Source organism: Dyadobacter sp. CY347 (genome assembly GCF_021502655.1).
GTDB lineage: Bacteria > Bacteroidota > Bacteroidia > Cytophagales > Spirosomataceae > Dyadobacter.
The window spans coordinates 994813-1019948 of sequence record NZ_JAKFFT010000004.1 but is presented as its reverse complement, the minus strand read 5'-3'; the positions used below and the strand labels follow the sequence as shown (position 1 = coordinate 1019948).

Here is a 25136-nt window from a genome sequence, read left to right as displayed (position 1 = left end):
GCCCGCCTATACGTTTACTCACCTTTTGCCTCCACCATAACCACATTTTCTTTGTCGATCACTACGGCGCCTTCGGGCAGACCTTTTGGTTTACGTACAAATTTCTTTGGCGTGTAAATGACCGGGCACAATGAATCGTTTTTTCGCTTGGAATAAAATGCTGCCAATTCTGCCGCACGTTCAATTACGGGTGCTGGAAAATTGCGTCCGGGCTGGTTTTTGATCACCACGTGCGAGCCGGTAACATCCTTTGCGTGCAGCCACAAGTCGTCTTTTGAGGCAAATTGTTTGGTTAAGACATCATTATTTTTTGCGTTCCGGCCGATCAGGATGGTGTATCCCATGAATTCCACTTTCTTGAACAGATCCGTTGCAGTTGCGACCGCCTTTGTTTGATCCAGGCCATTCGTTTTAATATAACTTCTCAGCTCCCGCAATGATTCTATGGATTCTATTTTGGTCAAATGTGCTGCCAGGCTTTGCTTTTCTAATTCCCGTGCGCTCAAACTGTCATTCAACCTGCCTAGTTCAATTTTCTCGTTTTTGGATTTTCTATAATAACCTTCCGCGTTTTTTTGGGCGGTAAGGTCTTTTTTGAGCTTTACCGTAATGGGTTGATCCCGGTAAAAATCGAACAATTCAATTTTCTCCGTCCGCTCGGGAATCATGTGCAGATTGGCCATGATAATGTTCCCGATCTCATCATTCTTGGTCGCTTCTTCCAGCTCAACGAGTTTTTTAAATGTGTTTTCGAGATAATTGTCAGTCTGGGTGAGCCGCTTGCGCAGTAACCGAAGCATTTCCGCTTTCTCCTTTTCAATGCCGCTCAGCCGGATATAGGCCAGGTAAAAACCGTTCAGCGCCTCGATTGGATCAATAAATTCTGTTATAACGTCGCCAACGGGCAAGAGCGACAATGTTGGAACCAGCTCAATTTTAGTTAAATAGTAAGGGGGCGCATTCAGTTCATTTAATGTCTGCTGAATGATGTTCCATTTTGCGGCCGCGTTGTTTAGGCCAACTAACTTTTCCGCCAAATAAGCATTCACAAGCTTCCCGAATGTTGGGAATAAGGCTTCGAACCGCTCATTATTTTGGACAAATGCTTCGTAAGACTGGTCAATGTTGCGGTTCAGTGAATCCGATGTAATCGCTTTGTCTGCGGGAAGTTTATTATTAAAAAGCTGCGTTGCTATGCCTTCACCATTCAGTGCAATGAGGTTAGATCGATTTCCAAACAGCTTGAAAATTAACTTCTTACCATCTTCAAAACTAATTTGAATCGCCCTTTCGTTGAGATAAACTTTAACAAACTCAACCTTTTGATTTTGGAAATCAGTAAACAAATTGACGCTGTTCCGCCTTGCGCGATCAAAACTATCAGGAAAGCTCAGGCAAGCGAAACTGGACCTGAGGGTGGCTTTGATAAAAAATGCGTCAAACACCAGGATAATTTCATCTTTTTCCTGGCTAAATGCTTCAATAAAGGTTTTTCCGGCCAATTGCTGATGCAAAGCCGGGGCGAGTTGTTTTAAAAAATAATAATTCTGATGCACGGTATTTCTGATAATCCAGCGCAAAAGTAGGCACTTTTACACTAACCCGGTCACAGATCCCAATCTCCGGCACTCTTCCTGGACCGCACCAAGGAAACCATGCTTAGCCAGCCACGCATCATTATAATAAGTATCCTGGTAACGCTCACCCGAATCGCAGATCAAAGTGACGATCGAGCCTTTCAGATCCTGCTCCTTCATTTCCTTCGCCAGTTGCAATGCGCCCCAGAAGTTGGTCCCTGTCGAACCTCCTACCCTTCTGTTCAGCAGTTTCGACAAGGTTTTCATGGCCGCAAAACTCGCCGCATCCGGCACGCGGATCATATGGTCGACCACCGTTGGTATAAATGACGGCTCCACTCTCGGCCTGCCAATTCCTTCAATGCGTGAGCCAAAATCGCTACAAACGCCGGGATCATTGGTTTGCCAGCAATCGTAAAACACCGAATTTTCTGGATCTACTACGCAAATCCGGCTCGCATAACGCTCATAGCGGACATAACGGCCCAATGTTGCAGAAGTCCCGCCAGTGCCTGCGCCAATGACAATCCAGGTTGGAACAGGGTGCGCTTCGAACTGCATTTGGCGGAAGATGGATTCGGCAATGTTGTTGTTACCACGCCAGTCAGTAGCCCGTTCGGCATAGGTGAACTGATCCATAAAATGGCCGTTATTTTCCTCTGCAATGCGGGTTGAAACTTCGTAAACCTCCGAAGGGTGATCTACAAAATGACATTTGCCCCCATAAAATTCAATCGCCTGCACCTTATCCTGGCTCGTTGTTTTAGGCATCACCGCAATGAAAGGCAACCCCAGTAACCGCGCAAAATATGCCTCAGAAACAGCCGTAGAACCACTCGACGCCTCCACTACCACTGTCCCTTCATGGACCCAGCCATTACAAAGCGCATACAAAAACAACGACCGCGACAACCGGTGCTTCAAACTCCCCGAAGGATGCGTGGATTCATCCTTAAAATAAAAGTCAACACCCGGAAATTCAGTCAATTGCAAGGGAATCAAATGCGTATCCGCCGACCGCTGATAATCCGCCTCAATCTTGGTTATAGCAGCGGTTACCCAGGAATTAGCAGTTGAATGTGTGTTAGTTGAATGCACAGGAATCAGTTTAAATCAGTGTGCAAAGAAAATGATTAATTATAAGAAGTGATCCCTCCAAACAACAAAAAGGCCTCAACGAGGCCTTCTGTTTTAAAAACACCACTACACTTGAAATCTTAATGTACGGAGGATGGGTCGACTTTGGTTTTGCCGCTTTTGGTCCAGAGGACGAAGGGGACGCAGATGAGGAACATGAGGCCCAGATAGAGGAAGACGTCCATATATGACATGACCTGCGCTTGTTTGGTGACTGTATAATCCAGGATCTTGTAACCGCTTTTCAGCGCAACATCGGCTGGCATTCCTTTGGCCATAAATGATTGCTGCAAACCTTCAACGCGCTGCATCACGGACGGATTATTAACATCCAGCTTGCTCACCAAATCATTGCGGTGCAGCATGTTTTGCCGGGCAAGATAAGTTGTGATTACTGCCACGCCAAACGAACCGCCCAGCTGCCGCATCATCCCGGTAAATGCGGCTCCTTCGCCGATTTCCCTTCCTTTTAATGTTGATAATGCCAACGTCGTGATCGGCACAAATAGTAATCCCAAGCCAATTCCACGCACGATCAGCATGTTGAAAAATGCATCTTTTCCAGTGTCAGGAGTCAGGATCAAGTAACCCCAGTAACTATAAATAAAGAAGAAGACCATTCCGGCAGAAACCAGATATTGCTGCTTCACACCGCGCTGGATGAGCTGCCCGACAATGGGCATCATCATGGCCGTAACAATCGCCGCGGGCACCATTAACATTCCGGATTGCGTCGCCGTCCAGCCTAATGTTGCTTGGGTGTACAAGGGAATGATAAATGTAGAACCATACAATCCAAAACCAAGAATAAAGGATAGAATCGTCCCGACGCGCAGGTTTCCATTGGCCAAAACCCGGAGATTAACGATCGGATTTTTGTAAGTCCATTCGCGCCAGATGAAGAAAAAGAATCCGAAAACGGCTGTAACGGTTAGTAGGATGATAATTTCATCATTAAACCAATCTTCTTCCTGCCCTTTTTCCAACACATATTGAAGCGATCCTACGGAAATAGCCAGCAGCACAATGCCCCAGTAATCAATTTCATTCGCGGCCTTCTTTTGCGAAAATCTTGGGCTTCTTACAAATTGCAAGGTGAGCATCGCGGCAATGATGCCGAGCGGGATGTTGATATAAAATATGTAAGGCCAGCTGTAATGATCCACAATGTAACCTCCCAGTGGCGGGCCTAATGTAGGCCCTACGATCACACCCAAACCGTAAATAGCCTGCGCGATCCCGCGTTTTTCGGGTGGGTAACTTTCTGTGATCAATGTTTGCGCGGTTACCAGCAACGCGCCGCCGCCCAAACCTTGTATTAATCTGAAAAATACGAGTTCCCAGATATTGTTCGCATTACCACAAAGAAATGAGGCAACGGTAAAAATAATGATCGAAGCTGCAAAGTAATTCCGGCGGCCAAACTGCTGTGAAAGCCAGCTGGTCATGGGCACAATGATCACATTACCAATAGCATAGGCCGTAATAACCCAGCTCACTTCCGACAATGTGCCGCCCAGGTTCCCCCGCATGTCGTTGAGCGCGACGTTGACAATGGTGGTGTCAACGATTTCGAGCAACGCGCACAGTACAGCTGTTATCGTAATGATGACCCTTCGGAAACCATATTCGACGAGTGATTCCTGTAATTCCATTTAATTTGGGTTTAAGGTCAGTGTGCTGATCCTTAGTTCAATTCCACATCCACGAACACGTTCATGCCCGGTCTTAATTCTGCTATGCGCTGGTCGTTTGGCTGCGTAAATTCAATTCTGACCGGCAGACGCTGCACCACTTTTACAAAGTTTCCACTTGCATTGTCAGGAGGAAGTAATGCGAACCTTGCGCCTGTTGCTGGCGAGAAAGAAGCCACTTTTGCTTCGAATTCATGATCCGGATAAGCATCCACGTGAATTTTCACATGTTGTCCCAGTTTCATTTTGGTCAACTGCGTCTCTTTGAAATTCGCTACAACCCAGGGCTCCGTTGTGGAGATAATGCTGAACAGCGACTGACCTGCCTGCAAATACTGGCCAACCTGTGCATTTACTTTTGAAACACGGCCATCGGTGGGCGCAGTGATGACTGTATAAGAAAGAGTTAGCTCTGCATTATCGATCTCTGCCTGACGTGCTTTAATGTTCGCATTAGCGACATTGGTTTGTACGGAAGTCGCACGAGTCTGACTCCCTGCGGCTTTCGCCTGACGTTCTGCTGCGTTCTTCTGGGCAACCAACACGGCCAGCTGACGTTCTGCTTTTTGTTTCGTTGCAGAAGCCTGCTCATATTCCTGCTGCGTGATCGAATGGTCTTTGATCAGGTTTTCATATCGTGCAAAATCCTGGTTCGCACGCCATACATTCACTTTTGCCTCTTCAATTTGCGCTTCAACGATCGATACATTTGCCTGGTAAGTAATGCCGCTAGCCTGCGATGCGGTGGTTGTAGCATTAGCCACGACCAGGTTTCCCTGCGATCCTGCCAGTCCAGCTTTCGCTTGTTCAAGCTTGATAAGCTGATCGCGGTTATCCAGTACGATCAATGTGTCGCCTTTTTTGACATTCTGGTTGTCCTTCACCTTAATTTCGGTTACATAACCTGATATTCTGGGAATTACAGGGCTGATGTTCGCGTCAATCTGTGCGTCATCTGTTTCCTCGTGGTGCAATCCGTGGTTGTATTTATTGAATCCCCACGTTCCGCCGATGGCGATCAGCACGCAAAGAATGATCACGAATGTGTAGTTTTTCTTTTTTGGAGCTTCCTCAGTTTCCAATGTATTTTGTCTGGTTTCCATTTCTAATGTTGAATTTTAATTAATCACTCCGGCTGATTGTTCTAGTTTCTTGTATGCTACGATGGCGTCGGCTTTGGCGGATTCGTAGTTGATGCGGGATTGAACCTGCGCTACGTCTGCGTCGAGTAGTTCGGTGGTGGTTACCAGGCTGTTATCGTATTTATTTTTGGTAATCCGGTAATTTTCGCTGGCTTGTTCAACCGCTTTGGCATACACATCTATTTTTCTTTTACTCAAAACATAATTGTAGTAAGCCGTATTTACTTCCAGATGAATGCGGTCCAATAGGATCTCTTCATTCGTTTTCAGTTGATAAACCCTCGTTTTGGCCTGTTCCATTTTCGCTCCTGATTTCCAGAGCGAACCAATGTCGTATCGCACACCAATTCCTGCATTCATTGCATTTGGGATCACCGCCACACCCGGAATGTTAAGCGCGACGTAACCGGCTGTTAAGGCCACATTGGGATAAAAATCAGCCTTCACAACCTTAATATCCGAATTGGCCGCTTTCTGACGGATGCCATTCGCCGCATAATCCTTGCGGTGCGAAATGGCCGTTTGCTCCCATTCAGCGGCATTGCCTTCCTCTTTTAATGTGAGAAAGCTTGCAGAATCCGCTGCCAGCACCGTATTTTCTGGCATGCCCAACAGGAGGTTCATGTTAATGGTTGTCACTTTCAGATCGTTCTCGGCATCCAGCAACGTGAGCTCCACATTCGATTCCTGCAACTTTGCCTTCATGAGGTCATTTCTTGCCAGCATTCCGTTTTTTTCACGGTTGGTAAATTCAGTCACCCGCTCCCGCTCCCGCAAAAGATTTTCGGCAACCAGATCGACTGACTTTTTAGCTTTATATAAATTACTATACGCAGCCACTGTGTTCTGAATCACGGCATCGCGGTCGTTCTCAGCATCCAGTTTGGCAGCCTGTTCCAGGTAATGTGCTGATTCCAAGCCGTATTTAAATCTGAAACCGGAAAAGATCGGCAATGAAGCGCTGGCCATTCCGTACATCACCTGGTGCACTTCCGGCGAGCTGGTTTGCGTGCTGTCATCCCCGTTCCTGGGTAATTTCAGGTTAATGTTAGGCGAATTTAATCTCAGGTAAGAGCCCGAAACACTCAAACTTGGAAGCTGATTTTCCCTGATCTGCTTAATGCTCAGACCGGCAAGGTCCACGTTCGTCTGACTTAATTTGAGCTGCTTGCTGTTTTGTAAACTCATTTCAATCGCTTCTTCCAGCGTCAATTTCCGCGGGGCCTGAGCGAACGAATGAGCGGTTGCGGCGAGCCAGAACACGCTGGCGATCGCAAAAACCATTCTTTTAGTCCTGGTTGTGGTGTTCATTAGTTACTGTTGATTTAAATAAACTTTTTAAGTGCTGGCTTAACTTTCTTCTCAAATGGATCTGAAATTCAGCCTCTTCCATATCTTCCAGACCATTGATGCGCTTGTAAAAATCCTGGGTCGCGATGGCATAATTGATCGTGCCGTATAAGGTGGTTGTCATCAGGCTCAGGTCAATGTTTTTTCTAAAAGCGCCTATTGCCTGACCTTCTTCGATCAGCTGCTGCATCAACTGGATGTTCCGCAGTTTCAAAGTTCTGATATGCTCCGTTATCGTTGGCGTCCTTTCTGAGGAAAGCTGCTCGCGCATCATAATGTTGTGGAAGCATTGATTGCCCATGAGCCGGTCAATCGCGCTGTCGATCAGGACATTGATTTTTTGAATGGGAATTAAATCTTCGTTACTCAGCAGCGTTTCCATCCGCGAACGCGACTCGCCCATGCGCATTGCAAATAGCGCCTCGATGAGCTTTTCCTTAGATCCAAAATAATAAGAGATCATCGAAACATTCACATTGGCTTCCTGCGCGATGTCCCGGACCGATGTTCCGGCAAACCCTTTGTCCGCAAACAAACGTTCTGCAACTTCTATGATCTGTATTTGCTTTGCATTGTATTCCATATAATTACCTCATTAACAGCTGTTAGCAATTGCTCTCCGTTAATCATGATGCAAATTTAATATACCCCAAAACAAAAATCAAACGCTTGTTTGATTTTACTAAACAAACGTTTGATTAGTAAAATGAAATGTTGCTTAAATACCATTAAAATTTTTTTAATGTCAGTTCGAAGCCTGTTGCAACGAAAATGAGCCGAACATTGTCCTATTTTTAAGGCAGATTGCCATATGCATCGCATTCATTTGCATCCGCTAAAAACTCCTCGTTCGATGAAATTAAATTTTACCAATTCCATTTGGTTCGGCCTGTTCCTACTTCTCTGCACGCTTTCCACGATTGCGCAGCAGGCTCCTCCCATCTGCGGCACAAACGATTCATTATCAGCATCCAGACTGGACAAATATAGCCGGATCAGGGACATTACCCGGGCCAGAACATCCAGCGGGCAGAAACTGGAATACAGGCTTGCGCTGGATATCAATTACAAGACTTATCAGCTTTACGGAGGAGATAAAGCGTTGATTACCAAAAAAGCAGTCCGATTCATCAACGATGCGTCAGCGATTTTCGAGCGGGATATTAACGTCAAGCTTACCATTACTTCAATCCTGATCTGGGACCATCCCGAGCCTTATGCGCTCGATGAGGATTTTCAATACTATTCCAATGTTCAGAATTACTGGGTTTTTAACCGTACCGATGAAAGGGATGCCGTGGTGAGCCTTTCTGTCCGTGATGGCTGGTTTTACGGCGGTTACCGCATGTGCTCTTCTAATTTTCCAAAACCTGACATGCCCGATCTGCCCGTGGATTTGCTCTGTCATGAGCTAGGCCACACGCTTGGCTCGCCGCATACGCATAGTTGCTCATGGCCGGGCGGGCCTATCGACCGTTGCACGGCGCTGGAAGGCGTCAATGAGGAATGTGAAGAGGGTTACCAGGAGTCTGTTAATGGCTCCCTCATGTCCTATTGCCGGTCCATTTTGAAATTTCATCCGCTTTGCCAGAACCTGATGCGGGAATACGCCGAGGGACGGCTTGATGAGAGTTTCAAACTGACTCCCATTGCGGAGAATCCGGATGTGCCGGATTCGCTGATCATTTATGAAGATAACGAACAAAAAGTTTCGCATACGCCTTCATTTCGATGGAAAACGCCTTTTGGTGTAGACAAATATCAATTTCAGATCGCCCGGGACGCGGATTTTAGAGACATTGTTGAAGACACATTGGTGGCCCAGTCCCATTTTACATCGGCCGGACTAGGTGAAGGAGACTACTATGCACGGGTGCTTTCCGTTCAAATCCCAAAAGCAGCATTATGGTCGCAACCACTGCCTTTTAATATCTCCAAATTTGACGAAAACACTCCTTCACCGCTGTTCATGCAGGTTTCCTGGAAAAATGATGACCTGATAACAGGCCTGTTCCGTAAATACGACGGCACGGAATCTTATCAGATCGAACTTGCTGACCGAAACCAGACGGATGGCGTCACTTACCATGATTTTCCTGTAACGAGCCAAAAAATCCAGCGTGTGAAAATCCCGCTTACAGGCAAACAGTATCAACGATACAGCATTCGCCTCAGGGTGAAGAAAGATAATATTTGGAGCAAATGGTCTGATCCTGAAATCTTTAATTCGCCCTGGAACAGCGAAGTCTGGGCGCCGACGCGGCTTTCAGAGACGTCGGCATCACCTATGCTTGCAGCATTCACCTACGTTTCTACTTTGCACACAGGCTTTTGGCAAAACATGGAAGTGGCGACGGATCCTGAGTTTCAGAATGTGGTTTTCAAAGATTCTATCGCTTTGAGTGAAATGAACCAGACACATGTTAACAAAGGCGTTTTCCATCCCGTTTTGGAAGAAAACAGAACCTACTATGGACGCAGCCGCACGCAATATTTACCCGGAATTTTCACTTCATGGAAGCCATTTGAGATCAAGACCAACTGGAAGGATGAGCGCTTGACCTATCATGGAGTCGTTTCCAGAAACCTGTCTACGACAAACTCATTTTACAATTCTAATTTCATACCGCAGTTTTATACAACAAACGATCAATTATATGTCTACGGAGGAAATCAGGGCTATTTTAAAACACGCGATCTGAAAGATTGGCAGAGCATTGCCACCGCTTCAACAAAAGGAAAAAGTCCGAATCAGGTCAATTATTTTGGCGTGTCCGGAACAGGCGACGTTTTTGCGATGAGCTTTAATAATATTATGCTCAAACGAACTCCGGGCGGCATCTTCGAGCAACATATGGTGACCGAAAAATTCTTCACCGACCAACTCGCCCCGCTTATTGTCACCGCGTCCGACGGCATATTTTTCAAAACATTTGACAGAGGCGTCGGCCGCTTTTTCAATGGAAAATGGACATTGTATGGAGCGGACATTGTCGGCCATAACCATGTAATGACAGTTGCGGCGGATGCAGACCAGCAAATCTGGGCGGTTATGGAAGACGGTTTTGTATTTTCATTTAAAGACGAAAAATGGACGCAGCAACCGCAGTTGACCAATTCGCAGGAGCTGAGCGGCATTGCGTTTGATAAGGAACAGAATATTTACGCATATGGCGGCTGGGGCATTTCGAAGCTCAATAAGGCAAATCGCAACTGGGAAGTGATTGTTTCGCCAGCCGGACATTTTATCCGTAAGGTTGTTTTTGATAAAGAAAACAGGCTTTGGGCAGCCGCTTATGGTGTTGCCGAGCATTATGATCCCTTTGCACTCATTAAATACGAAAACCAAAAACTAACCCTCTATTCAGATGGCCTCAATTTCCTGAAAGAGCCTTTCGACTTGACTATTTTCAATGATAAGCTCCTCATTATGACTAGCGGAGGGGAAGTCCATTCATTCCAGGAAAACCAATTTCAGCGTTTTCAACCCAAAGCTTCCTACGAAGCCGGGGACGAGATCGCCTTAACATTAACCACCAATTCTACTTTTGGCAAACATAATGAGACCAGCTTTATCCTGCGAAACACCGGCAGCAATGAGGCTGTAACAATAAAAGGAACGAGCGGCGCGGAAAAGACTTACACATTCAAGATTCCTGCTGACATAAAAGGAGGAATATATCAATTAAAAACAAAGACGACGGAGCCGGAAGTAACTAGCAATGAAAGTGTTGCATTTAAAATAATCCAGTCCGCCACAGTCAACAAGCCGGATGAGGTTACCTTGATGCAGAATGTTCCCAATCCTTTCGGTTCCAGCACGGACATTTCATTTTTCCTGCCGGCAGAAGACGAGGTAACACTAACATTATTCAATGCACGGGGGCAGAAAATGATGTCGCTTGCAGAAGGAAAATATCCGGCGGGCTGGCACCTAGCGCGGTTGGAAGGTCAGAAACTTGCATCGGGCGTGTACATTTATCAGCTCAAAGCCGGTCCTGTTACCAAGACGCTCAAAATGGTCAGATAACGGTTATTTTACACGTTCAGGATTTTCACTAACAAATGCGCCCCAGCCGCCTTTTTTAGACTTTTTAGAAGATCCGGAGGAAACAGAAGCGGGAGAATTGGCGTGATACTGATGGCAAATGGCAATAGCAATGCCATCTGTTGCGTCCATAAACTCGCGGCTGAGTTCCATATTAAGGATTTTTTCAAGCATATAGGCCACCTGCTCCTTGGAAGCGCTTCCGCTGCCGGTGACCGATTGCTTCACCTTTTTAGGAGAATATTCGACGATTGGAATGTCCCTGGCGAGCGCAGCCGCCATCGCTACACCCTGGGCGCGGCCGAGTTTGAGCATGGATTGCGGGTTCTTGCCGTAAAAAGGATCTTCAATGGCCATTTCATCGGGCAGATAATCCTCAATTAGCTGGGTGATGCGCTCAAAGATTTTCTTTAACTTCAATTCATGCGTACTATATTTGCTTAAATGAATCACACCATATTGAACCAAAGTAATGTGCTGGCCTTTCACCGAAATCACCCCGTAACCCATCACCTGGGTGCCGGGATCCACTCCAATAATCACTTTTTCGGTAGCGTCGGTTTGCTGCATTTTAATCATGGTGCAAGATAAGGAACTCTCTACTGCCAAAGAAAAAAGAAAACTGCAAAGCCTGCTCTGGATCGGAAAGCTCATCGTCACGCTCCTGATCCTGAGTTACATCTATAAAACTTTCCGGAACGAGCAAAAAGGGATTGGCGACGTAGGCGCTGTGTTCCAGAATATTCTTGTTCTAGATCACCTCCCGATTCTCTTCTTAATGCTCATTCTTGTGCCAGTTAACTGGGCGCTGGAAAGCCTGAAATGGCAGCAGCTTGCTAAAAAAGTCGTTGATATCAATTTCCGGGACGCATTTCGGGGAACATTGACTGGCCTCGCATTTGGCGTGGCGGCCCCGGCTCAGCTCGGCGACACAATCGGTCGCGTGGCCGCATTGAAATCCGACCGGCGCTTGGAAGCCATTGGGGCAGCAATAGTTTCTAACGGCATTCAATTTTATATCTCCGTCGTTGCCGGTGCGATTGGCTGGTTTCATTTGCAGCAGAAAATCGACCTGTCAGTGCAAAGCAAACAAATGATCAATTTGCTGCTTGCTGTCGTGATCATTTCCGGCATTATGGTGGTATGGCTCCGGAAGCCACTCATGGACTGGCACCCTAAAAGGCCGGTTTTTCAGAAAGCGCATGCCTATCTGCGCATCATTGGCAATTACTCGGCATGGGATTTGTATCTGTCTGCATTATACGGCGGGCTTCGCTACGCTGTGTTTTTGAGTCAGTTTGTGCTCGCTTTATCCCTTTTCGACTTTCCCGTTCCTGCATTTGAACTTGCCTCTGCGGTTTCGTTGATTTTTTTGGCCAAGACACTGATCCCGGCGATCAATGTGCTGGGCGATCTGGGATTGAGGGAGTTTACGGCATTACTCGTTTTTAAACAATACAATTTGCCCGCAGAAGAGATTATCGCGGCCACTTTTCTGGTCTGGATACTGAATGTACTCGGACCCATCCTGATCGGAATTTTCCTGATCTGGAAATATAAATGGAGTAAGATGAAATTTTCGAGCTCCCACAATTAACTCAATGACACAACATTATCTTCTTTCCTGGCTTATCCCCCTACTCTGGCTCGTCATTTTGAGTTATGCGGTTTTTACATTCATTCTTACCTTTTTCTGGAATCGGAACAAGCCATCGGGTGTTTTTAAATTTGATAAAAGAATCTTCATTACGGTCATTGTTCCCGTGCGTAACGAGGCAGATAACATTGGTTTTTTGCTCAATGATCTGGACAAACAACATTTTCCGCACGAACAATTTGAAGTCCTCATTATGGACGACAATTCCACTGACCGGACCGGCGCCATTGTTCAGGGACTTGCCGCCAAATCACAAGTAAATCTGCAACTCATCGCATTGCCCGACACTGACACCAGTTCTCCCAAAAAGCGGGCGATCGAAACAGCCATCGGCCGCGCAAAAGGAAACCTCATCGTAACCACAGACGGCGATTGCCGCGTAGAATCGGGCTGGTTACAGTCTATTGCTGCTTGTTATGCAGCAACCAACGCAAAATTGATCAGCGCGCCAGTCACTTTCTCAGAAGAAAATTCCGTTACAGATCATTTGCAAACCGTAGAATTCGCAAGCCTGATCGGCAGTGGTGCGAGTGCCATTGCGGCCGGATATCCTTCTTTGTGCAACGGTGCTAATCTGGCTTATGAGAAAAATGCTTTTATAGAAGTTGGTGGATTTGAAGGCGTGCGGCACATCGCGTCGGGAGACGATGAATTTCTGATGCATAAGATTGCGGCCAGATATCCGAAAAGCGTTCATTTTCTCAAAGATCCGAGAGCGATTGTTACCACAAAGGCGCATGATAACTGGCAGGCTTTCTTTCGGCAGCGGAAGCGCTGGGCGAGCAAATGGAAACATTACCAAAGCAAAACACCGCTAATTCTGGCGATTTATATTTTCACTTGTAACATTTCATTGATAATCAGTGGATTGCTCTTTGCGTTGGGGTTTGTGGACGGCTACTTTTTCCTTAGCCTGTTATCTGCCAAATGCTTACCTGAATGGCTTTTCCTGGGATCTGTTTTGACTTTTCTTAAAAAGCAGAAATCAATTTTCTACATTCCGATCACGCAGATCATTTATCCTTTTTATGTGTGTTTCTTCGGATTGGCAGCGCAGAAGCCGGAGTACGAGTGGAAGGGAAGGAAGTTGGTTTAAACCAAAAAACCACCTTGTGAGTGGCATTTGGCGACGAACAGTTGAGCTTGAGAAACAACACCAGTAATGCACACTCGGAAATAATTTGAAAGTCAGATCTTCATTGACGTTACGTCCTGTAAAAAATATTTGTCAATGACTTTAAGCGTAATGGATGGCGGCGCTATGTTCATGGCAGCGTTCCTGAGGAAAACGGCGATGCCATTTTCTAACTGCCCTAGTTTACCTAACATCAGGCTATCCTCAACAATTGCTTTTGCCCGCGGAAACTGAATCGATTCATAAAGTTGAAACGTTGTATCCGTAATGCCATATTTCCTTATGATTTCTCCTAACAAGTAGGCTCCTTCAATAGCAAGACACCCGCCTTGACCCAGATTGGGTGTAGTCGGGTGTGCTGCGTCGCCTATTAATGTGCAATTCCCCTTGGTCCAACCCTTGACGGGGATCCTGTCTGAGATGCTATCCTTGATAATAAATTCACTTTTTGCAATTAATTCGGAAATGGGATGATGCCAATAACCGAACAGCCTTTGCAGTTTTGGTTTGGTCCCTTCCGGCTCATCATCGACCATAAACTTTTCATTCATCGTGGCCCACCAGCCGTATCGGCCGTCTCGGATCGGAACAATGCCTACGCGTTTTCCTTTTCCATAACTTTCGCTTGCATAATGAATGTCTGAGTTGGACTCTGCGATGCCGCGCCAGATGTTGTATCCCCGGAAAACGGGTTTTCCATCATCCATAATGCCTTGTCTTACCACTGAATTAAGCCCATCTGCGCCTATCAATGCATCAAAAATTTTGGATACACCATTTGTGAAGCTGAGATTGACCTTTCCGTCAGGCATATTTTGAAACGAGTCCAATGCATAACCAGGATAGAATGTTCCCTCAGCGTGGTGCAGTAAAATGGAATACAAATCCTTCCGCAGCATTCCCAGGGCCGGAAGCTGGTAGCGTGGCTCCGTTTGCGCGAGGATTTTGCCGTGATCCGTTTTCATAAAAATCCTTGTGATAGCGCTTCCTACTCCTACCACTTCCTGCAATAACCCCAGTTGTTTCAGCACACGTAGCGCATTGGGAAATATACTTATTGCCGCATCAATCTCTTCGAACTCCTCTTTTTTTTCAAATATATGGCACTTAAAACGTGAACCTTTCAGACAGATGGCCAGGGTCAAACCTGCGATTCCGCCGCCTATGATTGCGATGTCCTTTGTGTGCATGGGGTTTAGGTGTTGGTTTCTTAATTTTTGATAAGTTTCTCCGACTGCACAGTTCCATCATTCCTAGTAATGCTGATAATGTAAACGCCGGAAGGATATTTTTTAAAATCAATCTCCTTTCCAGGCATATCCCTTAGTTGGAAGTAATTGAATTCTGCGACTTTCGCGCCTGATACATTTATAATTTTCAGATTTTCCAATGAAGACCAATCCCTGGCAGTAATCGAAAGCTTGTCCACAACCGGATTCGGATGAAAGGTCAGGCCACCTTCCCCTCCATAGTGAACGCTACGCATTCGGCTATACGCATAAGTCCCATCCTGATCCACCATTTTCAGCCGGTAAAGGTTATCACCCTTCACCGGGCTGCTGTGCTCAAATGAATAAGTCCTTGTCGCATTGCTCTCACCAACAGCCTTCACCCGCCCAATCTCGCTCCAATACTTACCATTCACGCTGTGCTGGATTTCAAAATGGTCGCTATTGGTTTCCTCGGAAGTGCTCCAAGTGACTGAAACTACTAGTTCATCTGTTAGCATACATTTAAAGTCAATAAGTTTAACAGGCAACGCCGACATTGCTTGTGGCGTCAAGCTTCCCAGAACCCAGGTTACGCTCACCCCGCCACCGGCAGAAGTGTTAGACGCACCATAAATGCCGGATGGGGAAATGGATTGGGCGTTGGCCAGTGTTCCGGCAAAACCCATCCCTATGATAATTATCATTCTCTTCATTTTGCAACGGTTTTAGTTGTAATGGAATTTGCTCCGCCATTAACACTCGCTTCCAGCAACTCCAACCGCTTACCCATCTCCCGCATGCCTTCCAATTCCTTGCGCAATGCCGCAATTTCATCGGTAAAGGCAGTAGGAACCGCAACTTTATAAGTTGGAGCACTACTTTGATGTGGTGAATCAACAATGCGTAGGTCAAGCCGAGTAATCTCATTGTTGTCCAGACTTAAATTCGAAGCAGCCTTATCAATGCGTAAGATTTCATCAAATATTTGAAGTCATTGATGTTAAACGTCTTATTTTCTAGCAACCAAGTGGCCACTAAAATAGTTAGCGTCGGGTTGAACAAACAATTCAACGCCTGCCTTTGAGATGTACACGTTAATATGAAATTGGTCCCCAATTACCGCTTCACAAGTCCTAGAATAGGCAATTATCCCATTGGCTTCAAATTGCACATCTAGCTCAGAGATTTGAGTTGAAGCTCCGTTTCTGGTTCTAATTAGTGCCAAGCCTGCCTTGAATCCCGGATCTTGTATTTGCCCATTAAAGTTCAGGGCCATTTCAAATCTATAAATCCCATTTAAAGGAGCAGTGAAAGTGCTATGATTCGCTGCATTTACATCACTATAATTATTCCCAAGATCATACTCCTCCACTGCAAAAGGAACCTTTGAAATTCCAGGCGGCAACTTCTCACTCCCCCCTCCCTTAATTCCACTTGCAGAAAAAGCGACATTAACACCAGCATTCTGCCAAGTTGCATACCCATTATCATCAGAAGTAAGAACTTTGCCTGCCCCAATTGTTTGCCCTGGACCGTGGATCTGCACTCTACCATTTACTTCTAGTGCAGTTCCATTTACATTTGCTGCTGAAGCCGTGATACCCTTTCCACCGGAGGCTGTGTGCCCAACGACACCTGTTCCTGATAATGTTGCTCCCCTTACACCAACAGCGTTTGCAGCAAGGCCGCTGATAGCAATTGCTCCCGCATTTGCATCGTTGTTGTTTATAAGAAATAAGGGGCCGCTGTTCGTGCCTAATTGCGAAAACGGCAAAGTCAATGTCGCGGTGCCTACACCTACCTCACTCCAAACAGGATTGCCAGATGTTCCGGAATTGTAAAAAAATCCTCTCTTCCCGATCCCCGCATTCGTATTATAAATAAGCAAAGCAGTCGCCGGATTCGGAATCGTCGCGTTATCAGTAAGCGATTGAAGAGCAATTCTTGGAATAAGCAATCCCTTATCTGCCCCTGCCACTTCGAGCGAAGCGCTTGGATCTGGGTTATTTGTATTTATGCCTACGTTTTGTGAAAAAGCATTTTGGCCTGCGCATAGGAACGCAAATGCGACGACAGCGGGCTTGAACTTTCGATAGAGTTGCTTTCCAGCCCAAATGTGTAAGTGTAGAGTCCTGTTTTTCATAGTTTAATCTGTTTTATTTCGGATAGTAAATGTGCATAGCCTGATGTTAATGCCCTTATTTGAGCCTAATGATCTGCATTTATTCTCAGAGGATGGCAATTCAATGAGCCAGAGGTGAGGTTGAGTTATTTAAGGGTTGAGATTTACGGTGAGCGGAAAACGGGTTTATTTTCATTCTCCGGATCGTTTGGGAGCACCCGTGTTTGGTCGTAAACATGGTTTTTATCCTGGCCACTATATTGCCCAGTCGCTTTGAACGAGGCAGGGTCAGCGCAGGGAACAGTATATCCCCGATAGTATACTTGTTTATGATCACGGGCATAATAGGAACTGCTTACATAGCCGGGAACGTCGGTGTCCAGCCGTACCATCTCAAATGTTGCGGCATCGACATCTATCAGCTCCTTGATCGAATCATTCATTATTCCACCATAATAATAGACCCTGTGATCTCTCACATGATAGCCTGCTGGTGTGAGCGCACCGGGTATGAAAACTCCTTTTTTATAAGAATATCCAATGCATTTTGAACAAATCCATACAAGACAAATAACCAGGAATATGCCAAGCAGATATCTCATTTGTTCATAAAAGTTAGATGAATCAATAAGGGTATTGCTTTTGTTTATAGCCTCAAAATCCGATGATTTTCCGGCTGGCGCTATTGAGGGATTGGTCGTGAAAGGTTGTGAAGAACAGAAAGCGAAGCGCGTAGCCCGGACGCAAAAAAAAGGCTGCCTCAAAGTGAGACAGCCTTTTCGTTATCACATAACGCTATATAAACTCTAATTTTATTTTTTCAGGATCTTGGACGAATAGGCGCCTTCTGCATTGACAACATTCACAATGTATAAGCCCGATGCAAAAGCCTGAACATTCACTTTGAGCTCTGTTTGATTTTGGGTTGGCGTTGCCTGATACACACGCTTTCCGTTTAGTGTCAGAATTTCGAATTTTTTAACCGGCGAGAAACTTTTTACCGTCACTTCGTCCTGTGTTGGGTTCGGGTAGAAATCTACTGAAAGCCTAGCATCACAAGTCCCGGCTTCAACGGCGCGGATTGCACTGTATTCAAACGTTTCATCATTATCTACTTGTTGCAGACGATAGTAATAAAATTTCGAAGGAGCTGATTCTCTGCTGTAAGGTGCGTCATTGTATGCATATGTATCCTGCGTCGCGCTGTAATTAATGCGGTTCAGCGAGGTAAAGTTTTTTGCATCCGTTGAGCGCTCCACTACGAAGTGTGAGAAATTTGTAGCTTCCGTAACTGCCCATTTCAATTGAACATCGCAATTCTCATTTTTTGCTGTGAAGCTGGCCAGAGTTACCGGCAATGTTCCCGTTGGCGGAGGGCTAGTGAAACATTTCCCGTCAGGTGTAGAGGCTGGGTATGAGACTTCTACGATCTTCCAAGGAGTTACGGTTATCCTCACCTTTGCGCCTTCTTCCAGGATTGATGAATAACGATCTACTACTTCTACCCACTTGTCACCGTCCTTTTCCCAACCCGGCCAAGCCATTCCCATTCCGTCCGCATCCACAGCCGCGCCTGGGAATAAAATGCTGCCTTTCAATGGCAAGTCACTGTTTTCCTGAATAATGCTTTCACCAGCATTCATCCATTCAATTTTCGCCGTTTCGCCGTTTGATGGGTAATTCGGTGTGATGGTATATTCAAGCCATGGAGCGTTGTTGATGCATTTCGATACAACCGTAACTTCGATTGCTTTTTCGACTGGCTCAGGAATGGAAGGTAAAAAAGGCCAGAAATGAACCTCGTCGCGGGTGTGTACAAAGCTTTTTGCAATGATCTGCCCGTTGATATTTCCGTTGTTTTCTTTGATCAGGTTCGCGCATGGAGCGAAAATTGTTCCATGGATCGGCGTGTTGCCTCCTAACACCAGTTTGTCAGTCGCGTCAGGGAAGTTGTAAATCACGTAGCTTCCTTGTGGATCGGACAATCCGCCTACGCTTGGGAAGTTGATGATGGGGTTGTTACCCTTCGGTGCTGCAAATGTCGGGAAGTCGATAATGTTGACGATCAAGGCAAAAGGGCCTGTGTAACTCGCATCTCCCAATTGTGGTCCTTGTGGGATGTTTTCAATGTTCGTATTTCCAATTCGATCCCAAACCGCTGCTGAAACGGTCAAAACGTTGATTTTGTTTGGGTCAACAATGATTTTTGGGTTGTTACCGATCTGCGACGGATCCAGGTAAGGCCCTGTTTCCATTCCCTTGATAATATTCCCGTTTTGATCGCGGATAGCCAGGTTGTCTTTCATGTCTCTCAACTGGTTCGAGCGCTTCATGAAAGTTGTAAAAGCCCCGTCAATGTCGATCTGATTGCTGGCTGTTCCAAAAACATTCTCACAAATCGGATTCTGAGAATCACTTACTTTCGGAGACCACGTATTTACATTCGCATTGATTGTAATGTTTGGCGTATCACTGTAACCTCCCGTGCTTCCTGTAATCCGGATCGTGGATTCGGCATTGTTGTTATCCTTGTACCAGATACGCAATGGAGTTGCTGCATTGGCGTCTGTTGGTGCACATTGTCCGATTTTCAGATAATTGTCACCGTTTATGGTCAGGCTTCCGCTATTAAGCTTCACCCCGCCCCTTACGGCCAGTCCGATGGACGCACCGCCTACAAAAAACACTCCGTGGTTTTTATTAAAACTAATCTGATATTGATTAGTGGTCAGATTACCGCCGATGGCAACAGGTCCTTCTGTTTCATTGGAGATAAAAGTTGCATCGCCTTTCACAAAGATGTTAAATCTCTTGGCGGCTGCGGTTGGGCTTTGTGCCCTGGCATCATTCAAATTCAGTGTAATAGATGCGAGAAGGATTACGAGTAAAAGTTTGGCAGACATTGTTGAGTTACTTTTTTAATTACTCAACGAAAGTAGCCGACGCCGAAAATTTTGTAATTCTTTTTGTGACAACCCGGCGAATGCTTGGGGTGATTTCTGGCAATTCAGGGGTTTCCAAAACTCTCGAATTGCACTTTGCTCATATCTCCACACGAGACCAAATAACTAAATCGGATCAAAATGCTATTTAGTTATTCACAAATAACGCACTTATTCTACAACCTAATGCCTGAAATATGCCTCACAAAGCCTTTTATCAAACAGTATTTCTACATTATCCGGTGAACGAACGGTTTTATCGACATTTTAACATTATAAAAATTCCGATATGAACTTTTCCGCACCGCTACCGATATCCTGATGACGTATGTACATTATCCAATTATTTGGAGCCCGGCCGTCCTTTTATTTCTTTGATCTCATTCTGCATTTCCTGCAACATTTTCATCAGCTGCTGCATGTCTGTCTGCGGTTCAGGAAGCTGCTTACTATGGAAACTGTAATACTCCCAAAGCTCTATAACTTCCGATAGAGGCACAGTGTAAGCAAAATATTGCTTGTTAAAAGATTGCAGCAACATGGTCCCATCCTTATTAATAGTCACCTGTTTGAACACAAAATCCTGATCCCCTTTCAAAATGACGATACATGGTGTCTCCGGCCGGATCGTAGTCCAGTCCTGTACGTATTTTGTAATGATATCACTTCCCTCGGGAACGGGCAACATGGAATCTCCAATGGTCGGGAACATCCTGAATGTGCCGTTTTTAGGGAGCGTAGGCAAACTGAACCTCGGAAGCGTCGCCAGAAACTCCGGATCGCTGTAACCCGAGCGGTATCCTGCTTTGGCCTGCACAGGGACATATTCAACGTTCTCTTTCTCCTCGCGGTCCACCGTGATAGCAAGCACGCGAATGTTATCACCTTTCATAAAGAGCTCGCTGCCTTCTTCCAGGTCTTTCACTTTCTGCTCCGATAGCTTGCTGAGGTCAATTTTGAGCAGGCTGTCAATGCTCATTCTGAAAAACTCGGAAAAATGGATCAGGTCGTCAATCGTTGGATTGGCGGTTCGGCCACTTTCATGCGCATTCAATTTGACCCTGGTAATTCCCAAACGCTCCGCAAGCGCCTCCTGGCTCAGTTTCAGGCGTGAACGAAGGAATCTGATATTCACCGGCCAATAAATCTCCTGATTTCTCATAACGTGAATGATATTTTGTAAATCAATCATATGATATTAATAATATCAAAAGTAGCAGCATTTTTTTATTTTCCTACAAATTATGGCTAAAATAATTTTGTTTAACTATTTTTGAAAAACGTTAAACAAAATGTCGTCATATTCCATTAAAGACCTGGAACGGATCAGCAACATGAAGGCGCACACAATTCGCATGTGGGAGCAACGTTACGGCTTGCTTGAACCGGACAGGTCCGATACGAATATCCGGTCTTACAATGACGATGACGTCAAGAAGTTGCTGAATGTCTGCACGTTGCTGGACAGAGGGATGAAGATTTCAAAGATCGGCCAGCTTTCCAAGTCGGAAATGGCTATCGAAATTGAAAAGGTGGTCCAGGATTCGTTTCAGGGGGATATGCATGTGGAGGCGATCATTAATCAGGCTCTGGTTGGGATCACGGCTTTTAATGTTGCGCTTTTCGACGAGCTGTTTGCAAATGCCGTAAAAAGGTTTGGTTTAAAAAAGACCTACACCAAAATCCTGTATCCGCTCCTGGTCCGTACGGGCTTAATGTGGGTAAAGGGTGATCTGCTTCCGTCACAAGAACACTTTTTATCAAACCTGATCCGGCAAAAACTGTTCGCGGCCATCGACGCATTGCCCCTGGCGGAGAATTCGGACCAGAAATGGATCCTTTTTTTGAATGAGGAAGAGGACCATGAAATCGGCCTGCTTTTTGCATACTATATGATAAAGCAACTGGGAAAAGAAGTGATTTATCTGGGCGCACGGGTTCCGTTTAGAGATCTTTCCACAGTTATTTCAGGCTGCAAGCCTACGCACGCTTACTCTTTTTTCGTCCGTAATCATTTTGATAATCAAATAGAAACACTCCTGGTAGACCTGAAAGCGGAGTTTCCTCAGCTAAACGTCTGCGTCTCCGGGGGGAGTGAAAAAACAAAGAAAATTGCGGCTAAAAAAGGAGTTACCTTAATAGAAACAATTGAAAATCTGACTGACATTCTTAACGCTACCAATGCATAACGGACGCCTACCCAAATCTGGAAAATCACATGAAGTCGCAGTCATCGGCGCAGGTTTCGCAGGGCTGGCAGCCGCCGCTGTGCTGGCCGAAAGTGGAAATGAGGTCACTGTTTTTGAAAAAAATTGCGGCATAGGCGGCCGTGCAAGAACCTTCTCACAAGACGGCTTTCTTTTCGACATGGGGCCGAGCTGGTATTGGATGCCGGATGTTTATGATAGCTTCTTCGCCCTTTTTGGAAAAACAACCGCCGATTTTTACGAACTGAAAAAACTGGATCCCGGCTTCGCGGTTATTTTTGAGAATGAGGTAATGGACATTCCGGCCGATTTCGATGCGGTTTGCGATCTTTTCGAGACCATTGAAACCGGAAGCGCAGACAAGCTCCGGAAATTTATTGCAGAAGGGGAATTCAAATATACGGTCGGGATGAATGATATGGTTTACAAGCCAGGACATTCAGTTACCGAATTTTTTAGTCTGAAATTATTTAAAGACGCGCTCAAACTTCAACTTTTCACGTCATTCAGCAAGCATGTCCGCCGTTATTTCAAAGATCCAAGGCTGCTCGCATTGATTGAATTTCCGGTCCTGTTCCTGGGTGCAATGCCCAAGGACACACCTGCCCTGTACAGTCTGATGAACTTTGCAGGCCTTAAACAAGGCACATTTTATCCAATGGGCGGTTTCGGAAAAGTTGCGGAGTCTTTCAAGCAAATTGCCGAAAATGCCGGTGTTAATTTTTTGACATGCCAGAACATTGAAAAGCTGGAAGTCAATTCGGACGTCATCAGTCATTTACATACCAACAACAAGAGCATCAGGACGGACGCGGTGATCGGAAGTGCTGATTATCATCACATTGAACAGGAGTTGCTGGGTAAAGACCATCGCACCTATGATGAAGCATATTGGGAAAACCGCACCTTTGCCCCATCCTGTCTGCTATTTTATCTGGGCGTGAATAAGAAAATTGAGAAGCTCAGACACCACAATTTATTTTTCGACGAACACTTCGATCAGCACGCTGTTGAGATATATCAAGACAAAAAATGGCCTGAGCGTCCGCTGTTCTATGTTTGCTGTCCTTCCAAAACAGACCCGTCGGTTGCGCCTGAGGGAAGCGAGAATCTGTTCGTATTAATGCCTATTGCCATCGATCTCGACGACCCTGATTCGATCCGGGAAAAGTATTTTGACGTACTTATGGATAGGCTTGAAAAATTTGCGGGTGAGGATATCAGGTCGCACGTGGTTTACAAGAAAAGCTACTCGGTTTCGGATTTTATAAGTGATTATAATGCTTACAAGGGAAATGCCTACGGACTTGCTAACACGCTGATGCAGACTGCTATATTCAAACCTAAACTCAGGAGCAGCAAGGTAAAAAACCTCTTTTACGCTGGTCAGCTTACGGTTCCGGGGCCGGGCGTTCCTCCATCGATCATTTCGGGCCGCATTGCAGCTACTGAACTTCAAAAATACCTAAACAAGTAAGTCATGAAGAGCTTATTCGACAACCTTTCGGCGTCATGCAGCAAAACAACCACCCAGTTATATAGTACGTCGTTTTCGCTGGGCATTTATTTTCTCAAACCAGCATTGCGGGCACCGATTTACGGCATTTATGGCTTTGTAAGGCTTGCCGATGAGATCGTGGACAGTTTTCATGACTACAATAAGGAATTCATGATGAACAAGATCCGGCAGGACACCGTGGAAGCGCTTCGCGACAGGATCAGCATTAACCCGATCCTGAACAGCTTCCAGCACGTCGTACACACTTATAAGATTGAATGGGAGCTGATTGACACGTTTTTGAAGAGCATGGAAATGGACCTGATGAAAACGGAGTACACCGCGGATTCCTATAACGAATACATTCTTGGCTCTGCGGAAGTGGTGGGGCTAATGTGCCTGCGGGTTTTTACAGAAGGCAATCAACAGCAATTCGACGAGCTTAAACCGTTCGCTATGAAGCTAGGTTCTGCATTTCAAAAAGTGAATTTCCTCCGTGACCTCAAAGCGGACTACGTGGACCTAGGCCGGACGTATTTCCCGGGCGTAAATTTTGACCATTTTTCGAGCAAAGAAAAAGAGAAGATCCAGCAGGAAATTGAAGAAGAATTTGAGCAGGCGCTGATCGGCATCAAGCAGTTGCCAAGCGGCGCAAGACGAGGCGTTTATCTTGCATATTATTATTACAAAAAACTTTTCCTGCGGATAAAAGAAACCCCACCAGAAAAAGTAATGAATGCGCGGATCAGGATTCCCGACCATGATAAGGTGGGACTCATGTTTCGTTCGTTGGTAAGGCATCAGTTCGACCTTTTATGACGTTTTTTTGTTAGTTAAACAAAGGAGCTGAACATTGAACTGTTTGCCGTGAACCTAAAACCCGATTTTATGACTGATCAAGTTGTGCTGGTGAATGAAGATGATATGGAAATTGGCTTGATGCCAAAGTTGGAAGCGCATCAAAAAGGCGTCCTGCATCGCGCATTCTCCGTTTTTATATTGAATTCAAAAGGTGAAATGCTTTTGCAGCAGCGCGCTTTTGGAAAATATCATTCAGAAGGCCTTTGGTCAAATACATGTTGCAGCCATCCGCTCCCTGCCGAATCCGCGCATCATGGAGCGGTAAGAAGGCTTTCGGAAGAGATGGGCATTACTGCGGATCTGCAATTTCTTTTTACATTCCAATATCGCGTAAGCCTCGAAAACGGCCTGACAGAAAATGAGCTCGACCATGTTTTTTGGGGCATTTCCGATGCCGTACCGAACATTAATGTGAGTGAGGCAAATGATTTTAAATATATGAAACTGGCTGATATCAAGGCAGATATGCAGCAGAACCCGGAGGCTTACACCGAATGGTTCAAGATTTGCTTCGCCGAAGTAGCCGAGAAAATAAAACCAAAACAATAGCCAATG

The 25136-nt window shown here is 45.6% G+C and carries 20 protein-coding genes; 7 read left to right on the top strand and 13 right to left on the bottom strand.

What is annotated here, in order from left to right; translation table 11 throughout:
• Nucleotides 1–14: 14 nt before the first annotated feature.
• From L0659_RS12390 to L0659_RS12365, 6 genes are all read right to left on the bottom strand, one after another.
• Complete coding sequence (locus L0659_RS12390) at nt 15–1556, bottom strand: NFACT RNA binding domain-containing protein (protein ID WP_235126355.1); 1542 nt, start codon at nt 1554–1556, stop codon at nt 15–17.
• 36 nt (nt 1557–1592) lie between these two features.
• Complete coding sequence (locus tag L0659_RS12385) at nt 1593–2675, bottom strand: PLP-dependent cysteine synthase family protein (RefSeq protein ID WP_235126354.1); 1083 nt, start codon at nt 2673–2675, stop codon at nt 1593–1595.
• Between the two features lie 119 nt (nt 2676–2794).
• Nucleotides 2795–4369 carry a DHA2 family efflux MFS transporter permease subunit gene (locus L0659_RS12380; protein ID WP_235126353.1) on the bottom strand — a complete coding sequence of 525 codons (1575 nt, stop codon included), beginning with the start codon at nt 4367–4369 and terminating at the stop codon, nt 2795–2797.
• Nucleotides 4370–4401: 32 nt separating this feature from the next.
• Entirely contained in the window at nt 4402–5511 is a 1110-nt protein-coding gene (locus tag L0659_RS12375) for an HlyD family secretion protein (protein WP_235126352.1), read from the bottom strand.
• A 15-nt stretch (nt 5512–5526) separates the two neighbouring features.
• The gene (locus L0659_RS12370; RefSeq protein WP_235126351.1) at nt 5527–6861 is read right to left on the bottom strand and encodes a TolC family protein; all 1335 of its coding nucleotides are present in this window, start codon (nt 6859–6861) and stop codon (nt 5527–5529) included.
• Nucleotides 6839–7483: a TetR/AcrR family transcriptional regulator gene (locus L0659_RS12365; protein ID WP_235126349.1), complete on the bottom strand. Its 645-nt coding sequence runs from the start codon at nt 7481–7483 to the stop codon at nt 6839–6841. Before L0659_RS12365 ends, L0659_RS12370 begins: the two co-directional genes overlap by 23 nt.
• 270 nt (nt 7484–7753) lie before the next feature.
• Here L0659_RS12365 and L0659_RS12360 point away from each other — a divergent pair, with 270 nt between their 5' ends.
• Complete coding sequence (locus L0659_RS12360) at nt 7754–10930, top strand: M12 family metallo-peptidase (protein ID WP_235126348.1); 3177 nt, start codon at nt 7754–7756, stop codon at nt 10928–10930.
• A 3-nt stretch (nt 10931–10933) separates the two neighbouring features.
• Here L0659_RS12360 and ruvC read toward each other — a convergent pair whose 3' ends face one another.
• A complete protein-coding gene (gene ruvC, locus L0659_RS12355) occupies nt 10934–11518 on the bottom strand; it encodes a crossover junction endodeoxyribonuclease RuvC (RefSeq protein ID WP_235126347.1) in 585 nt (194 codons plus the stop codon).
• 7 nt (nt 11519–11525) lie between these two features.
• Here ruvC and L0659_RS12350 point away from each other — a divergent pair, with 7 nt between their 5' ends.
• Entirely contained in the window at nt 11526–12545 is a 1020-nt protein-coding gene (locus tag L0659_RS12350) for a lysylphosphatidylglycerol synthase transmembrane domain-containing protein (RefSeq protein ID WP_235126346.1), read from the top strand.
• Between the two features lie 4 nt (nt 12546–12549).
• Complete coding sequence (locus L0659_RS12345; protein WP_235126345.1) at nt 12550–13701, top strand: glycosyltransferase; 1152 nt, start codon at nt 12550–12552, stop codon at nt 13699–13701.
• Between the two features lie 92 nt (nt 13702–13793).
• Here the strand turns inward: L0659_RS12345 and L0659_RS12340 are convergent, their stop codons facing one another.
• The 6 genes from L0659_RS12340 to L0659_RS12315 form a co-directional block, all read right to left on the bottom strand.
• Entirely contained in the window at nt 13794–14930 is a 1137-nt protein-coding gene (locus L0659_RS12340; protein WP_235126344.1) for an FAD-dependent monooxygenase, read from the bottom strand.
• Between the two features lie 20 nt (nt 14931–14950).
• Nucleotides 14951–15664, bottom strand: a complete 714-nt coding sequence (locus L0659_RS12335) for a T9SS type A sorting domain-containing protein (RefSeq protein ID WP_235126343.1) — start codon at nt 15662–15664, stop codon at nt 14951–14953.
• A 296-nt stretch (nt 15665–15960) separates the two neighbouring features.
• Nucleotides 15961–17094: a hypothetical protein gene (locus L0659_RS12330; RefSeq protein WP_235126342.1), complete on the bottom strand. Its 1134-nt coding sequence runs from the start codon at nt 17092–17094 to the stop codon at nt 15961–15963.
• 143 nt (nt 17095–17237) lie between these two features.
• Nucleotides 17238–17675: a DKNYY domain-containing protein gene (locus L0659_RS12325; RefSeq protein WP_235126340.1), complete on the bottom strand. Its 438-nt coding sequence runs from the start codon at nt 17673–17675 to the stop codon at nt 17238–17240.
• A 210-nt stretch (nt 17676–17885) separates the two neighbouring features.
• On the bottom strand, nt 17886–19976 hold the full coding sequence (locus tag L0659_RS12320) for a choice-of-anchor A family protein (protein ID WP_235126338.1): 2091 nt from the start codon (nt 19974–19976) through the stop codon (nt 17886–17888).
• Between the two features lie 382 nt (nt 19977–20358).
• Nucleotides 20359–21177: a LexA family transcriptional regulator gene (locus L0659_RS12315; protein ID WP_235126337.1), complete on the bottom strand. Its 819-nt coding sequence runs from the start codon at nt 21175–21177 to the stop codon at nt 20359–20361.
• 130 nt (nt 21178–21307) lie between these two features.
• Between L0659_RS12315 and L0659_RS12310 the strand changes: the two genes are divergently transcribed.
• From L0659_RS12310 to idi, 4 genes are all read left to right on the top strand, one after another.
• Nucleotides 21308–22204, top strand: coding sequence for a MerR family transcriptional regulator (locus L0659_RS12310; protein ID WP_235126335.1), 897 nt, complete (start codon nt 21308–21310; stop codon nt 22202–22204).
• A complete protein-coding gene (locus L0659_RS12305) occupies nt 22197–23699 on the top strand; it encodes an NAD(P)/FAD-dependent oxidoreductase (RefSeq protein ID WP_235126334.1) in 1503 nt (500 codons plus the stop codon). The genes L0659_RS12310 and L0659_RS12305 overlap by 8 nt, the downstream gene beginning before the upstream one ends.
• A 3-nt stretch (nt 23700–23702) precedes the next feature.
• Nucleotides 23703–24539: a squalene/phytoene synthase family protein gene (locus L0659_RS12300; RefSeq protein WP_235126332.1), complete on the top strand. Its 837-nt coding sequence runs from the start codon at nt 23703–23705 to the stop codon at nt 24537–24539.
• Between the two features lie 69 nt (nt 24540–24608).
• Nucleotides 24609–25130, top strand: coding sequence for an isopentenyl-diphosphate Delta-isomerase (gene idi, locus L0659_RS12295; protein WP_235126331.1), 522 nt, complete (start codon nt 24609–24611; stop codon nt 25128–25130).
• Nucleotides 25131–25136 lie beyond the last annotated feature (6 nt).